Origin of the sequence: Niallia sp. HCP3S3_B10 (assembly GCF_052064465.1) — a bacterium.
In the GTDB taxonomy this organism is placed as follows: Bacteria; Bacillota; Bacilli; order Bacillales; family Cytobacillaceae; genus Niallia; species Niallia hominis.
In genome coordinates this window covers 14,038-29,890 of record NZ_JBQHVO010000066.1, presented here as the reverse complement: position 1 = coordinate 29,890, position 15,853 = coordinate 14,038, and the positions used below count along the sequence as shown (strand labels likewise).

Genomic DNA, 15,853 nt, shown 5'->3' with positions numbered 1-15,853 from the left:
TTTTCATTTATCAAGTGAATTAACATTTAACAAAAAAGCTTATTGGAATAACGATTGTAACCAATTAATGATTTTCTATGAATAATTCAGGATTACTAGTAATTTTTTTGATTTCATACTTAATCTCCTTATTAGTTTAATAGTGAATTGTAATATTTGAATAACTAGTTCAATATTAATTTTATTTATAATAAAAATAGCAAACGTTATAAACTATTGAATAATATTATTCCCTCCCTTTTGTATTATACTTTGTCAGAAATCCAATTATCACATCCACAAGGAAGATATTAACATAATTTCATCTTTAAACCAATATTTTTTCTGAAAATTCATAAAAATCCTCAAATTATATAATTGTTAATTGAAAAAATTTAAATTAATATGTAAACTAAAAGGTAGAAAAATACATTTTAAGATGGAGTGAATTGTTTGGGACAATTAAAAAATAATAATTTGTTAAAGATAGAGAATATTACATACAGTAAGAATAATTCTAGAATAATTAAAAATATAAATCTAACTCTTCAAAAAGGAGAAGTACTAGGGATTATTGGACCAAATGGTTCTGGAAAAAGCACATTATTTAAGTTAATAACTGGGATTTATAAGAAGAACAGTGGAAATATAGAAGTTTGTGGTAATAAGATTAGTTCAATAACTAATGAATTAATAGGTCATCTAATTGAAGAACCTAAATTATACTCTTATTTAAGTGGTAAAGAACACCTTAATATTATTCAAAGATTAAAAGGAAAAAAGGATGAGGAATATTTAGATCTTATTATTGATAAGTTAGATATGAAAGGTTATTTGGAAAAAAAAATTAAAAACTATTCATTGGGTATGAGACAAAGGTTGGGAGTAGCTAGTGCTATGATACATAATCCTGATATAATATTATTAGATGAACCCTTAAATGCACTTGACATTGATGGAGTAAGACTAGTAAAAAAGATAATAGAAGAGAAAAGAAGGGAAAATAAGGGGATAATTCTTTCTAGTCACTTATTAAATGAAGTAGAAGAGATTTGTAATAAAGTTGTCATAATTAAAGGTGGAGCAATTATTGAAACAATAGATTATAAAATAGAGAACAAAAAAATCTATTTAATTATAAAGGGAGAGTCACTTCCAGTAATTAACCCCAAGGTTCATATAATAAATAAAGATAAAGATAGTCTCCTAGTAAGTATTGAGAGAGACTATTTTACAGAGTTTAATATGTTATTATTTAAGAACAACATACAAATAATAGACGTTCAAAATTCTTTGAAAAATTTAGAGAAAATATATTTTGAGACTTTAGGTGGTAAGTGATTTATGTATGAATTAATAAAGGTAGAGTTATATAAGATTTATAAATCAAGAATACATTTACCAGTTGCAATTTTTTTTATAATTTTCCTTGGCCTTAGTATGGTAATGAGCTGGTATGAACCAGGTTTAAATAAAAATTATTTAAGATATACACATTATATATTTAGTATTAATGGTCAATTAATTTTTCCATTAATAGTATCTATGTTTTTTGGACCTTTGATTACAAAAGAATTTAAGGATAAAACTATTGAAAATCTGCTTTCATCGAGGTTTTCAATAGAACAAATTATTCTCGGTAAATTTTTTGCAGGAACAATCTTCTTTACAATATTATATTTGATTTTAATTACTATATATCAGATAATTACAATATTATTCTTTGCGGATTTATCAATAATTGAAGTGACTTATACGACAATTAGTTTTGGATTGGCATTATACAGAGTTTATGTAATATCAATCTCTTACCTAATATATTCATTAGCTTTTGGTGCGCTAACCTATTTAGGCGGAATATTAACTAGGAACCAATTTATAACATTATTACTTCCTATTGCGGTTATACTATTTTATATGTTTATACCTCATTATGATTGGATGCGTAATTTACTATTTTTTGAAGTTAGCGATATTTATCAATTATTAGGGGAAGATGATTTTCCCATTTATCGCATTTTATATTCTATAACATTATGTGCAATAACAATGTTATTCTTTTTATTATTATCTGTTTTATTTATTGAAAAAAAAGAGAAGTATATAAATTAAAGATTATGAGTTTGGATACGGAGGATATATGAAAAAGAGATTAATTTTTATTCTTTTCCTATTAATAATACTTAATATTGGATTTAAGTATGGTGTTGCCAAGGAATCTTCTAAAAAAAGTAGTGTAACTATTGAGCAAAAAATCGGAAGGCTTGAAAATGTGGTAAAAAGTAATAAAAGTGTTGAAATTTATAATGAATTAGGTGAGTTATATCTTAATGATAAAGACTATAGCAAAGCCATTACTACATATAAAGAGGTTCTTGAATTAGAACCTGGAAATACACTAGCTTATAATAATTTATCAAATGCTTATATATATTTAAAGGAGTATAATAAAGCAATAGATTATAGAGAAAAGATATTATTAATTGAACCAGAAAATCTTACAACCTTGTATTATTTATCTCAAATATACTTGGTAATTGATTTGAATAAAGCAGAAGTATATATAAAGAAGTTAAATAGTGCACTTTCTCACACTAAAAATAAAGAAGATTCTGATGTAACTTTTTTAAATGATTATTCGAAAAAATACAATGATTTTATAAAAGACTTACATCTAAAGAAAATAAGTGAATCAGATAATAATTTTATCAATAACTATATTACTTTTGAAGAAATTAGAAACGAAATAAAAAACAATTATTTTGAATAGTTTTTTTACTGATCAAAGGAAATGGCTATATGGTAAAGAAGTTAAATGAAACTTACTGACACATTCAATCTCGGAGAAAAGGGCTACCTTTTGCGGAATGGATATGTTATAAGTATTTTAGATGTGCCTTACTCTACAGAATATCATTGGAGAACTAGTATAATAACTGCAATAAAAAATTCGTTAACTCCATCCTCCTTAGATAAGTGGATTAATCAGCATCAAACTACCGGATCCTTTCAAGAAAAGGATAATTTAACGCCCGAACAAAAGGAACTTTCAGGAACTTCAGAAAAGAAACAAGCAACTTGAAATGGAGAATGATATTTTAAAGCAGGCAGCGCTGATACTAGGACGAAAGTAAATGTGATCAAGAACAACCAGCACAAGTACTCGATATCAGCAATGTGTAAAGTCCTACAGCTTTCAAGAAACACCTATGAAGCAAAAGAAAGAGCGTCAGAGGATGATATAACCTCAAAATTATCTAAATCTTTTATTTAAGCCGGCAAAACTACGGCACACGTAAGATAAAAGTGGAATTAAAAAACAAGGATTTATAATTTCAAGACGCCGAATCGGTCGCATTATGCGGGAACAAGGGCTTGTTTCCTCTTATGCAGTGGCCCAATTTAAACCACATTCAACGAAGTGCAATGAATCTCAAAAACAAAATGAATTAAATCGTGCTTTTCATCAAGAAGAAGAAATGACAGTGGTCGTTTGCGATTTGACATACGTAAGGGTCGATAAAAAATGGAAGTTCATATGTGTATTTGTTGATCTCTTTAATCGAGAAATCATTGGACAAAGTACCGGTCCAAACAAGGATGCAGCACTCGTATATCGCGCCTTTTCTTCCATTAAGAAAGATTTGCGTAAAATTCAATATTTCCACACGGATTGTGGAAATGAATTTAAAAATAAACTAATAGATGAAGCTTTAGAGACTTTCGGTATAAAGCGATCATTAAGCATGAAAGGCTGTCCTTATGATAATGCAGTGACAGAAGCAACGTTTAAAATTATCAAAACAGAGTTTATTAAGAAAAGGCATTTTACTAGTTTAGAAGAATTATCAAGGGAATTATACGACTATGTGAATTGGTTTAATTATATTCGAATTTATGGAACATTAGGTTATTTAAGCCCTATTGAATATAAACTGAAACACCTTAAAAAAGTTGTCTAGTTTTGTGTCGGCATACCAGATATTACCATTTGTAATGTCTTACCGTTTTATGCCAGCAATACCATCTCGGTACTAACACAAATTAGAGCTTTACACAAAGCAAATGTCTTAGATAGAGTTCAAACGTTAAATGCAGCTAAGCTAGCAATCGCTTTAAAGGATAAGAGACTTATTTTATTAGGTTGGGGGAAACCAGAAGTTAAAACTATTCCCAACCTGTTCTATTATCAAGAAGTCCTTCGTATTGTTGATTTACTTTCTATATTACACAAAGATGATTTATATGTTTTTGATATTAAGAATACTATTAGCACTTTTACTGAACACGGAGACCCTCGTCATGCGGGACGTTTCTGTTACTTTACAGGACATAAAAAAGACAAGTGTTTCAGAGTTATTTGGTCTAGGTTAATTTATAAGGAAGCAGAGGAATGGATGATTAGGAGAGAAGATTATGAGTGGTCAGATATATACTGATGAGCAAAACCCAATTTTTATAGACAATATTAAAGAATATCGTTATTTTGTTCAGGATGAAACAGAGGTAAAAACAAAAGAAATCACTATCAACTTTGGAAAAAGATTGATAAAAGAATATCCTCAACTAGCAAATAGGAAGCTTAAAGGAGAAGGTGTGGCACAGAGACTTGTTTATTTTGACAACCTTCTTGCAGGAGTCGAATTTCCTCACGAATATTACCTACAAAACACAATGAAATACTTCAATACGGTTCCAAGACCTGATGGAAATAAAGAACCAAATAAGTGGGTAGTATCCCTACATCAAACAAATCGAGAATATAAACCAAAGCGTAAACACGAGAAGTAGTAATAAGCGAAGTGTAATTAAATATTTTGGGATAGTGGCTATAGAACACTGCCTTTAGAATAATCAGAATTTAATTGACTTCCCATTCTTTTTTATAAACCATTACTACATAGTACAACGATACTATTTAATAGTCTAATGTGATGTTCAACAATCGGGTTTTATTTGAAATAATTAGAAAAAGTAAAGGATGATTTATTTTATTATATTTTAGGTATTATCCCTTTCGTTTTTTGGCTAATAGTTATCATAGGAGGAATCTATTTACTTATAAAATTTCTCAAGAAAAGCTAAAAAGCGTACTTTTAGCAATGATATTTTCTATGAATCGCCTTAAAAGCAAGCAATATGAGCTTGCTTTTATACAGTAACGCTGTATAAGATGTATAAAAACCAAATTTAAAAATGCTGAAGAAGCATCCATTTTGATTAATCTTTTTTTCAAGATGGATGCTTCTTATTAATCTTAAAGTAAGGTTTTACGAGGTGTCTTTGTTCAAACTTTATTTTAAAGCTACACTTAATCAATCTTTATTCAAAACTACAAATAGTGTTAGAGTTATCCACTAATATTTCCGCATTATCAAAATTGTAATGGGGCTTGTAGTTTTTTCAAAGCGTTTTGTAAATTTCACAACACCCCTTGTAAAATTTACAAAGCGGAAATTTAATATGTGTTGTAAAAATTACAAGGCATATTTATCTAACAATTTTCGCTTTGTAAAATTTTCAACCCCTATTGTGAAATTTTAAAGGTATTTATAGGTTGAGAAAATTACAAGGGGTGGTTGTAATTTTTGCAAGCAAATAAATACTAAGTTAATAAAAACAATTCTTTAAAAAATATATATTATATAAGGGAAAACCAATTTTGTTATCTACTTGTCTTAAAAGAAAAGTAGGGATATAATACCACTATACAAATGTTTCGTACTTTTATTTTTTATTTGCAATCCCTTAAGGGATTAGCAGTCTTAATATAACGTTAACAGCCTTTGTGGTTGATGAAAATAAATAGCTTATAAGCTATTTATCTACATTAAATCACAAAGGCTTTTTTGCGTTATTTTAACGAAGCATTTGTACAGATGAATTCATAACAGAAAGGATTGAGAGGGGTATGACGACGAAAAAGCAATCTAAAAAGAGAAAATTAAAAGAGGGTACCAAGAATTCTAGGACCATCAAGGAACTAGTAAAACAAATCGAAAAGAAAGTAGAAAAGGATGGATATTGCATTTTAAAGCAGATTCATCATGGGAATGAAACTTACCATAAAATTTGGTGGTGGATGGAAATGGAATTAATGATTGGAGAATATGACGTAGCAGCTAACAAGGTTAAAGAAACAAAAGATATCGATATCGAAAATCGACAGAATTTACTAGATATAGTAGTAGGTTTAGAAGGTACCGTATCCCTTGTACAGCTTGTTAAAGATTAAACCAATAAGGAACTACAATGTTATGGGACATTAGATTTTATTACACAAAGGTGAAAATATGAACATAGAAACTTTTAAGTTTCCGTATTTCAAATACAAAGATAGATATATAGAATATTGCGGTTATCAATACAATCAATATTGGTTTTTAATTCATAATTCCAAAAGATCAGAAGTAGTTTCTATATCTAATGATATTTGTTCATCTTTTGATACAGCAATATCTTATTTAACTAAAATGTACTTTGATAAAAAATGAATTAATAAGAGGGAGGTGCCCTACCTAATTAGATAGAGGCATCGATGCTTTCTATTCTAATTAGGTAGAAAGCATGAAGGAAACTAAAACGATAAGTATAACCGAAGAGTTAATAGACACACCAAAAATGATTGAAGTATATCTAGATGATGCATGGCAGACCGCTTTTTGCTATGGATTAGCCTATGAAAAACCAAAGCAAAATTGGCAAAGAGCAAAACTGCTTCTAACTATTATTGCTGGTAATGATTCTACTGTACAAGCTATGAAGGCTGCTATTGATATAGGATCAAGTGGTTTGTCTTTCGGAAACGGAGAGAAAGGCTTAACAGATTATACTTATACAAAAGAATTGGAACTCTATACAGAAAAAGGGAAATATGAAAAATTTCCAATGACTATTATGAATAATAGAAAAGCAATTGTTGTTGTTCATGATGAATTAATGGGAAATGATGATTATATTTTATCTTTTACTGGGGATCCAGCAGAAGACTTACGTATAGTTTTAGGCGGAGGTAAATTTGGACTACATATCCTACCCGAATGGAAAGATATTATTTTTCATGAATTTTTGAATCTAGGGATTTTACAATCTGTAGATCTTTATTTTGATTCTAAATTATTTCCAAAAGGATTTTCGTTATTTAAGTTACAAGCTACAGAAGAAGAGGTTGATAATTTAATCTCTAAAATGATTAATGAGAAAAAGTTAAGATTCCGCAAAGAGGGTACTGGAACTGTAGTAGAAATGGTATCAGATTTGACAGAGTATATGCAACAAAATGTTGAGGGAATGATTAAAAAAGTTAGCAAAGAGGTATCACCAATTCATAATCCTTTAGTGGATCATATTAGCCCTAAAATTAGTACTTATAAACGTGAATTGTTTCCAGTTCAAGCTCATGTAAGTACTGCTGTAGCGAAAAAACTTGCTAAGAGTAAGGCTGTAATCATCCAAGGCGAAATGTCGACAGGTAAAAGTACCATTATGACTGCTGTGGCTGATGTACTATCGGATATGAAAAATAAAGAAGGATATCATAGTGTATTAATGTGCCCACCTTCTTTAACTAAAAAGTGGCCAGAAGAGATTAAAGAAATAATTCCTCATGCTGAAGTGAGAGTAATTGAAAGAACGAGTCAATTAATTACTTATCATCGTTATTGGTTAATGAGTGGAAGAAAGAAACCAAAAAAACCAGTTTTTTTCGTTATATCTTTTACTACCATGAGAGGAGATTCATCTATCGTTCCAGCTGTTCAATTTAGTCAGAAAAAAACTGGTAAACAGCAAAGTGAAGATAGATTACCTTATCGATATGGTTACTATTGTCCTTCTTGTGGAAAGGCTCACCAGGTAATTGAAGATATAAAAATGATTCCTGATACGGATGAACCTTCTAAAGAAATAGAAGTACGTTCTACAAGAACCATGGATAAAGACGAATTCGGAACTGGAAGAAGGCTGACAAACACACAAAAGCCCGCAAATGCCTTTTGTTCAGAATGTGGAGGAAGCTTATGGACCAAGAAGGTGGCAACTCGTTATTCATCAATAAAAGAATGGTATGAGTATGAGAAGAAATTGATTAAAGCCATTAAGGAGGGAAATAGGAATTTACTAGAACATATTCAAAGTAACCAAAAAGAGGTTCCAAAAAAGCAGGGTCAACCACGAAGAGTTGCCAGTATTGAATACATTCGAAGAAAAATGAAAAATTTTTTTGATATTGCAATTGTGGATGAGATTCATGAACTGAAAGCATCGACAAGTGCTCAAGGAAATGCATTGGGAAGTATTGCAGCTGCAGCTAAGAAAGTGGTTGGAGGAACGGGAACATTATTTGGTGGAAAAGTGCGCCCATAAGGGCATTTAGTAATTCGACTTTAGGCAAGTCGTAGGAGTGTAGAGGCATCAATTGTCTCCTATCATCTACTAATTTACTCGTGAGGGAAACCAATAACGGGGAACACAGCATATTAGGTGAAAAGCCATAAGTCACCAAGTTGTCATGGTGCAACTGAATGGCAAGATGAAATCGAAACAGACGAGGATGAATGCTAAACTGCGTGAACGATAGCCAAAGGAGTCCTAGCGAAGACATAGACGGAAGACTTCTATTAACGTCTATTGACCATATGTTGTCTAATAGCTTTGCCGTTAGATAATTACTGCTTTATAAACAGCTTTTCCGTTTATAAGGTTATGCCTCAGTGGTCTTCCAACCATAGTAAATGGTAAATGGCGAAAGTCGCATCCGACACTGGTTCAAGCCTATGTTACTAAATGTACTAAATGGGGATTGCCTAAGTTGGAATGCCTGTAAAGGCTATGACACTTTAGGTGTCTGAATATCCAATAGGGCAACAGAGAGTCCGTAGTAGTCCGAGCTAGGGAAAGCCTAGTACATGGCGAAGGGACCAAGTTATCTAGTCCAGAACAAAATCAGGAAGGTGTGGAGACACTTTGAGAATCCCAAAAATAGTTATGGACAACCTAGTTGAAATGTCCAAGAGAGATGAGAATTACGTTTTCGAACGTATATATCGAAATCTATATAATGAAGAGTTCTTCCTAGAAGCTTATGCAAAGTTAGCTAAAAAGGAAGGTAATATGACAGAGGGTACTGACGGAAAAACCATTGATGGTATGAGCATCGACCGAATCCGTAAACTCATTGAACAGTTAAAAGATGAAAGTTACCAACCAAAACCTTCAAGAAGAGAATATATTCCAAAGAAGCCAACAGGTCAGAGACCTCTAAGAATTCCTTCAATGGATGATAAGTTAGTTCAAGAAGTTGCACGTAGAATCTTAGAAGGGTTATACGAACCTATCTTCCGAGATTCTTCACATGGTTTTAGACCTAATCTTAGTTGCCAAACTGCTGTAGACAAAATACAAAAAACATTCACTGGAGTTAAGTGGTTTGTTGAAGGAGACATCAAAGGATTCTTTGACAACATTGATCATCACACTTTAATCAATCTTCTTAGGAAAAGGATAAAAGATGAAAGGTTTATTCGACTTATCTGGAAATTCCTCAAAGCAGGTTATTTAGAGGATTGGGTTTACCACAAGACTTTCAGCGGCACACCTCAAGGTGGTGTTATCAGTCCATTATTAGCAAACATATATCTTCATGAATTGGATAAGTATATGGAACAATATGCTGAAGAATTCAATAAGGGTAAGAAGCGAAAACGGACACATGATTATAGAGCATTAGAATGGCAACTAACGAAAATGAAGAAATCTGATGAAGAATGGGACTTAATGTCTACTTCTGAGAAAAAGGAACACACCAAAGCTTATAAAGCACTCATTAAGAAACGTAATGAGATGAATGCGACTGATCCATTTGATACTGACTTCCGTAGAATCAACTATGTCCGTTATGCTGATGATTTCCTTGTCGGTGTAATTGGAAGTAAGGAAGATGCGGAGAAAACCAAACAGGACATTAAGGCATTCTTGTCTAATAAGCTGAAACTTGAACTATCAGTAGAGAAAACACTTATCACTCATGCCCATAAAGAGAAAGCTAGATTTCTGGGTTTTGATATTGTAACGAGTTACAGTACACAACCAACAAGAAATAAAGATGGCAAACTCCAAAGGCAAAATAACGGTAAGGTAAAACTCTACGTCCCGAAGGAAAAATGGGTAAATAAACTTCTTGATAGGAATATTCTAAGAATAAACGGTAACGATTGGAAAATGGTTCATAGACCTGAGCTAATCAATAATGACGACCTTGAAATTATTAGCATCTACGATGCAGAACTTCGAGGATTCTATGAGTATTACAAGATAGCGAATAACGTGAGTGTGCTTAATAAAATGGCATACATCATGGAATACAGTATGTATAAAACATTCGCTAGAAAGTACAAAATCTCAGTTAGAAAAGTCATAGATAAATTCAGTGTCAATGGAGTATTCACTGTTCAATATGAAACGAAAAAAGGAATGAAGTCAAAAACACTCATTAGTTCTTTTACTAGAGTTGAAAAGGCTTCGACAGAGTCCAAAATAGATAATCTACCTAATGGTTGGGTGTACAGTGGCATTACAAGTCTAATTGACAGAATGAATGCCCGTGTATGTGAATACTGTGGAGCAACTGATGTTGATTTGGAAATGCACCATGTTAGGAAACTAAAGGACTTGAAAAAGAAAAGAAGTCTACAAAAATGGGAAGTAATTATGATAGCCCGTAACCGCAGGCAGCTTGCTCTCTGCGCAAGAGGTCAAGGAAATGACTGTCATATGAAACTTCACAAAGGACAACTTTAACTGAAAACTGGGAGATAATAGTGAGCCGTATGCTTGGAGACTTGCAAGTACGGTTCTGGGGGAGAGTTGGTGGAAACCTACTATAGTAATATAGCAAGGCACCGCCTTCTTATCCCGTTGCGGAAGATATTTATTATACCTTATGGAGACTGTTTCCTTCTTTGATGGTAGAAAATGGTTATAAATATTCAGAAGTTAGAAAATGGAACGAAGAATATGGGGTAATTGAAACTACCACTTATAATCAAGATTCTAATTCTGAATATACAAACAAGCAATCAAGGGGTGGGACAAAAAGAAACGAGAAAATACTACCAGGTATTTCACCGTTTGTTTTTTCAAAATTTCTTGTACAAAATACAGTACTTGTTAGATTAGTTGATGTTTGGCCAGATCCAGTTGAACTGGTGAATGTGCCAACTATACTTGTGAAACCAGATGAAGATCTCCAACTAAATTATCAGAGAATGGTCAACACTTTTGAAAAATCCATTGACGAGTTAGAAGATGGATTTAAATTATATATGCCATTAACTCAGACTGGAATTTCATACCCAGATAATCCATTTACTTATCCAGCATTTTATATGAATGGTGAACTTATTTGGAAACCAGAACCATTCGAACAAGAAAGAATTCTTAGTAAAGAGAAAAAGTTACAGGAAATAATTAAGGGCGAGATATCTGAAGGAAGAAAATCTATTGTTTATGTTCGAGATACAGGATCGAGTGTTGAGGGTAGGGATGTAAGACCACGATTAAAGCATATTTTAGAAATGATAGGTGCTAAGGTCTGTATCCTGGATACTTCTTCAACAAGTACCAATAGACGAAGTGAATGGTTAGAAAAAAAGATAAAAAAAGAGAATTATGATGTGTGTATTGTATCTCAAGAATTAGTGAAAGTAGGATTAGACCGTGCGACAAGAAGTTGCTAAATAGTAGTGTTTCCATAAGAAACCGTCTTAGTCATTGAGGACGTTCCCGCCCGAAACTGCTTTTCGAGTAATCGAATTGTTGGGTTGCATGAGGGTTAAATGCTTAATGGAGGAATTTACACAGAATTCCAAAAGAGCTAGGGAAAGTTAGGAAGGTATAAGCGTAAGCTGAACCTTTGTAGTCTTCGTTACCGACAACAAGCGTACTGTGATTGAACAAGCTTGTAGATGTGGATAGGAAAAGTTCTACGGTCGAGGAACTGCGAAATGACCCATAGATCCACCGGAGTAAAGAAGGATGCCTAACCTAACGTATCTATTATTAGTGAAACTTGGTAAGCCCTATACATTCCTCTCATCTGAGGTAGGGTGACCGTAAGGAAACCACAATATGTAGAGGGTAAAGGAACGTGGAGAAAGCGAATGTCGACATAACGAAAGTTAAGGTAAAAACTCATTTGTATAATCCGTAGAATAGGGCAATACCCAAATCGAAAGATTGCAGACTTCCACGTGGTCATCAACACGAATAGAAAGCGAAAAGAATAATCCTTAAAGAGAGGGAGATATGTTATGAAAACCAACGAGTACGTTGCGTCGGCTGTTTCCCCACTGGTGGATAACTGGCACTCAATTAATTGGATGAAAGTTAATCACTATGTAAGGAAACTTCAACAACGAATCTATCGTGCCGAACAACTTAAACAAACGAGAAAAGTAAGGAAATTACAAAGACTTCTACTTAGAAGTAAAGCGAATTTACTGTTAAGTATTAAGCGCGTAACGCAAGAAAATAGAGGCAAAAAGACAGCTGGTATAGACGGATATATTTCTAACACTCCGCAAGAGCGAGTTGAATTATACAACAAACTTAAAATGTACAGTACAAGAAATATTAAGGTTAAACCGGCTAGAAGAACATATATCCCTAAAAAGAATGGAAAGAAACGTCCGTTAGGCATTCCTGTAATTGTTGATAGAGTGTACCAAAACGTATTTAAAACTGCTCTAGAACCACAGTGGGAAGCAAAATTTGAAATGACATCGTATGGATTCAGACCTAAACGTGGCGCACATGACGCTATGAGCGATTTATTCGTGAAATTAAGCAGAGGAAGCGCTAAGGGGTGGATTTTCGAAGGTGATTTTGAAGGCTGCTTTGACAACTTAAACCACGACCTTATTATGGAAAGAATTAAAAACTTCCCAAATAACAAAATCGTTAGAGAATGGTTGGAAAGTGGATACGTTGACAATGCTACATTCCATAAAACAGACAAGGGAACACCACAAGGCGGAATCATCTCACCACTGTTAGCGAACATAGCATTACATGGGATGGAAGAAGAAATTGGAGTAAGATATATCCACTCTAAAAGACAGGGAGATACATTGTATACCTCGTCAGTTGGCGTTGTTAGATATGCAGATGATTTCGTTATCGTCTGCCCTACGAAAGAACAAGCCGTTGGGATGTACGAAAAATTACAACCATATCTAGACAAACGTGGATTGAAGTTAGCAAAGGAGAAAACAAGAGTTGTTCATATTAGTGAAGGATTCGATTTCCTCGGATTTAACTTCAAACAATACCCAACTAAGGATGGAAATAAATTATTCATTAAACCATCACTTGAAAGTGTCAAAAATGCTAAACAGAAAATCAAGGAAGTATTCGACTGGGGAAAAGGCAGAGAAACAGCATATCTAATTGAAAAACTGAATCGTATATTACAAGGGATTGCAAACTATTGGTCACCAACAGTAGCCAAAGTAATTTTCAGAGACATTGATACTTATGTTAATGAAAAAGTCGTAATTTACCTTAAACACAGACATCATAGAACTTCATTTAGAAAACTGATGAAAATGTACTTTAAACCAGACAATACAGGCGTAAGCAAAGACAAGTGGCTCCTAACGTGTCCAAAAGATAATACGAAACAGCTTATTCGCATGAGTTGGACTAAGATTGAAAGACACGTAAAGATCAAACAATATAATAGTCCATTTGACGCATCGCTTAAAGCTTACTTTGATAAACGTGACGAGAAAATATTCAATAGGGAAAATACTAATGCTAAAAGGAAACTTGCGAAAAAGAGCAGATACAAATGCAGAATTTGTGGTGAATCCTTACAAGGAATAGAACCAATTGAAAGCAATCATATAGTGCCTGTAGTAATTGGCGGAGTTGATAGTTATGATAACCTCGAACTACTACACAAATCATGTCATAAAACACACCATGTATTGTTAGAGAATTATGGCGAAGGTAAGAAATTACCAAAAGTCGTAAACTACCTAGAAAGCAATGGTATCAAAGACGTGAATAGTAAAAAGGCTATTAATCTTATGAAAAGAGCATTCAAGAAGTTCCGTTATTAAGTTGAGAGGATGACAGATGGCTTGAGCCGTATGTGCTGAAAGGTACAAGTACGGTTCTTAGGGGGGAAAGAGGTGGTAACATCTCCGACCTACCCGACTATTATGTACTCCAACATTGATATTTTATCAATTTAGTTGGTCTTTATTTACAATTAATCAAGCTGCACGAAGAGCATGGAGAATAAAACAAACCGAGGAATGTAGACTATATTATTTAGCGTATGAAAATATGTACCAAGAACAAATGGCAACATTAATAGCTATGAAGAATAAAGCTGCTGGTGCTATTAACGGTGATGTTTCTAGTGATGGATTGAATGCTATGTTAGGGGATACTGGCGATTTACAATCCATGTTAATACAGTCTATAAAAAAAGGAAACGTGCTTCAAGGGAGTACGGAAGAATGGGTTGCTGAAGCGTCGGATAGAGCTAGAGAAATTCTTTCTAATATTGGAAAACCTAAGAATGTACCATTAAAATCAAACAAAGAATATTTCGAAGAATGGGCTAGTAAGTACATTAAAACTGAAAGTTCAAGAAATGTACTTATAAGAAAATCTGAAACTATCGCGAGCAATATAGAAAACGGTAAAATTACAGGTTTTTACTTTAATGAAATGTCATTGGAAGTAGATCTATATGCTGCTTTTGGAAGTGATTCAGCTCTTGATGGTGAAATAGTAGACTATTTAACTCGAATTGAGAGGGAGTCAAAATCAAATAATGACAGTTCACAAATTTCCTCGTTTGATTTAGTGGAAGAGAAACCAGCACAAAAGAAAAATAAACGTAGAGTAGTCAGTGGTCAGTTGGCATTCGAATTATTTTAGGAGGGTAAAAATGCATACTATTACGATAAATTTAGATTGGTTTGTATATATGTATTTTCTAATAGAATACTTTTTCAACGCAGTCTGTATGGATTTAAAGATGAAACATTATTATTTAGAAAATGGATTAATTCCAATAGAGACAGAATCTAATACGGAAGAAGAAACTATTTATTTAGAAGAAACCTATAATCTAAATATACAGGAAGATGATTGGGAAGAAGTTATGTGCCCAACTAATATTTATCATATTACTCCGACTGTTTCAGAATTAGATGATAGAACAATAGAATACTTAACGAATTTGACTAAAGAAATAAATTCTGAGGAACTATGTGACGTGCAAAGTCAACTGCTCGAAGAAGAACTTAACCTTGAAGATTTAAATGCAACATCTTCTCGAGAATTTAGAAATAAACAAGTAAATTCAGTAACTGAGGTTCTGGTGGATGAGATACCAACTACAAAAATTGCTGATAATTTCCAAGGGAAGCAGCGTTGGCTTGTTTCTGTTCTAGGTATGGAAGAGGATTATATCCATGTTTCAGATGGTAAAAGAGTCTGGATAAATATAGGTGAGAGAGTACATCAAATAAATAGAAAAGATTCCTTGTCTTTAGAAATAGTAAGAGAAGGAAAAAATATTAGAGTTTCAAAGATAGAAATTTTAGAACATGCTGTTTCATCAGATTATATCATCCCAGATGAAAAAATCGAATATGAGGCAGCTGCAATTTAAGTAATATTGGATATTCGGAGGAAGTGAATTTAGTTCACCTCCTTCACTAAATGTATAAATTTGGATTTGTTCATTTAGTGAAGGAGAAATCCTCTCGGGTACAAAAATTTACCGGTCAAGGTCTATTTAACTAGTTTTTGGTGAATTTTTCATGAAAATTAGTAAAAATATCCCTTTAAT

General features: G+C 32.8%; 11 protein-coding genes and 1 pseudogene. All 12 read left to right on the top strand.

Annotated features, from left to right (window positions below; all coding sequences use genetic code 11):
* The first annotated feature begins 432 nt into the window (after positions 1 to 432).
* Positions 433 to 1,320 (top strand): ABC transporter ATP-binding protein, encoded by an 888-nt coding sequence (locus tag ACTNDN_RS20920; protein WP_441132090.1) that lies wholly within the window; start codon positions 433 to 435, stop codon positions 1,318 to 1,320.
* A 3-nt stretch (positions 1,321 to 1,323) separates the two neighbouring features.
* Entirely contained in the window at positions 1,324 to 2,091 is a 768-nt protein-coding gene (locus ACTNDN_RS20915) for an ABC transporter permease (protein WP_251628129.1), read from the top strand.
* A gap of 28 nt (positions 2,092 to 2,119) precedes the next feature.
* Entirely contained in the window at positions 2,120 to 2,749 is a 630-nt protein-coding gene (locus ACTNDN_RS20910) for a tetratricopeptide repeat protein (RefSeq protein ID WP_251628131.1), read from the top strand.
* 183 nt (positions 2,750 to 2,932) lie between these two features.
* Positions 2,933 to 3,941: pseudogene (locus ACTNDN_RS20905) on the top strand (IS3 family transposase); the annotation flags it as partial.
* Positions 3,942 to 4,395: 454 nt separating this feature from the next.
* Positions 4,396 to 4,770, top strand: coding sequence for a hypothetical protein (locus tag ACTNDN_RS20900; RefSeq protein WP_441132089.1), 375 nt, complete (start codon positions 4,396 to 4,398; stop codon positions 4,768 to 4,770).
* A 1,120-nt stretch (positions 4,771 to 5,890) separates the two neighbouring features.
* A complete protein-coding gene (locus ACTNDN_RS20895; RefSeq protein WP_441132087.1) occupies positions 5,891 to 6,214 on the top strand; it encodes a hypothetical protein in 324 nt (107 codons plus the stop codon).
* Positions 6,215 to 6,546: 332 nt separating this feature from the next.
* Positions 6,547 to 8,343, top strand: a complete 1,797-nt coding sequence (locus ACTNDN_RS20890) for a hypothetical protein (protein WP_441132086.1) — start codon at positions 6,547 to 6,549, stop codon at positions 8,341 to 8,343.
* Between the two features lie 600 nt (positions 8,344 to 8,943).
* Positions 8,944 to 10,776, top strand: coding sequence for a reverse transcriptase domain-containing protein (locus tag ACTNDN_RS20885; protein WP_441132084.1), 1,833 nt, complete (start codon positions 8,944 to 8,946; stop codon positions 10,774 to 10,776).
* A 161-nt stretch (positions 10,777 to 10,937) separates the two neighbouring features.
* Positions 10,938 to 11,714 (top strand): hypothetical protein, encoded by a 777-nt coding sequence (locus ACTNDN_RS20880; protein WP_441132082.1) that lies wholly within the window; start codon positions 10,938 to 10,940, stop codon positions 11,712 to 11,714.
* A 573-nt stretch (positions 11,715 to 12,287) separates the two neighbouring features.
* Positions 12,288 to 14,102, top strand: coding sequence for a group II intron reverse transcriptase/maturase (ltrA, locus tag ACTNDN_RS20875; RefSeq protein ID WP_441132080.1), 1,815 nt, complete (start codon positions 12,288 to 12,290; stop codon positions 14,100 to 14,102).
* A gap of 115 nt (positions 14,103 to 14,217) precedes the next feature.
* Positions 14,218 to 14,934: a hypothetical protein gene (locus ACTNDN_RS20870; RefSeq protein WP_441132078.1), complete on the top strand. Its 717-nt coding sequence runs from the start codon at positions 14,218 to 14,220 to the stop codon at positions 14,932 to 14,934.
* 10 nt (positions 14,935 to 14,944) lie between these two features.
* The gene (locus ACTNDN_RS20865) at positions 14,945 to 15,673 is read left to right on the top strand and encodes a hypothetical protein (protein WP_441132076.1); all 729 of its coding nucleotides are present in this window, start codon (positions 14,945 to 14,947) and stop codon (positions 15,671 to 15,673) included.
* Positions 15,674 to 15,853 lie beyond the last annotated feature (180 nt).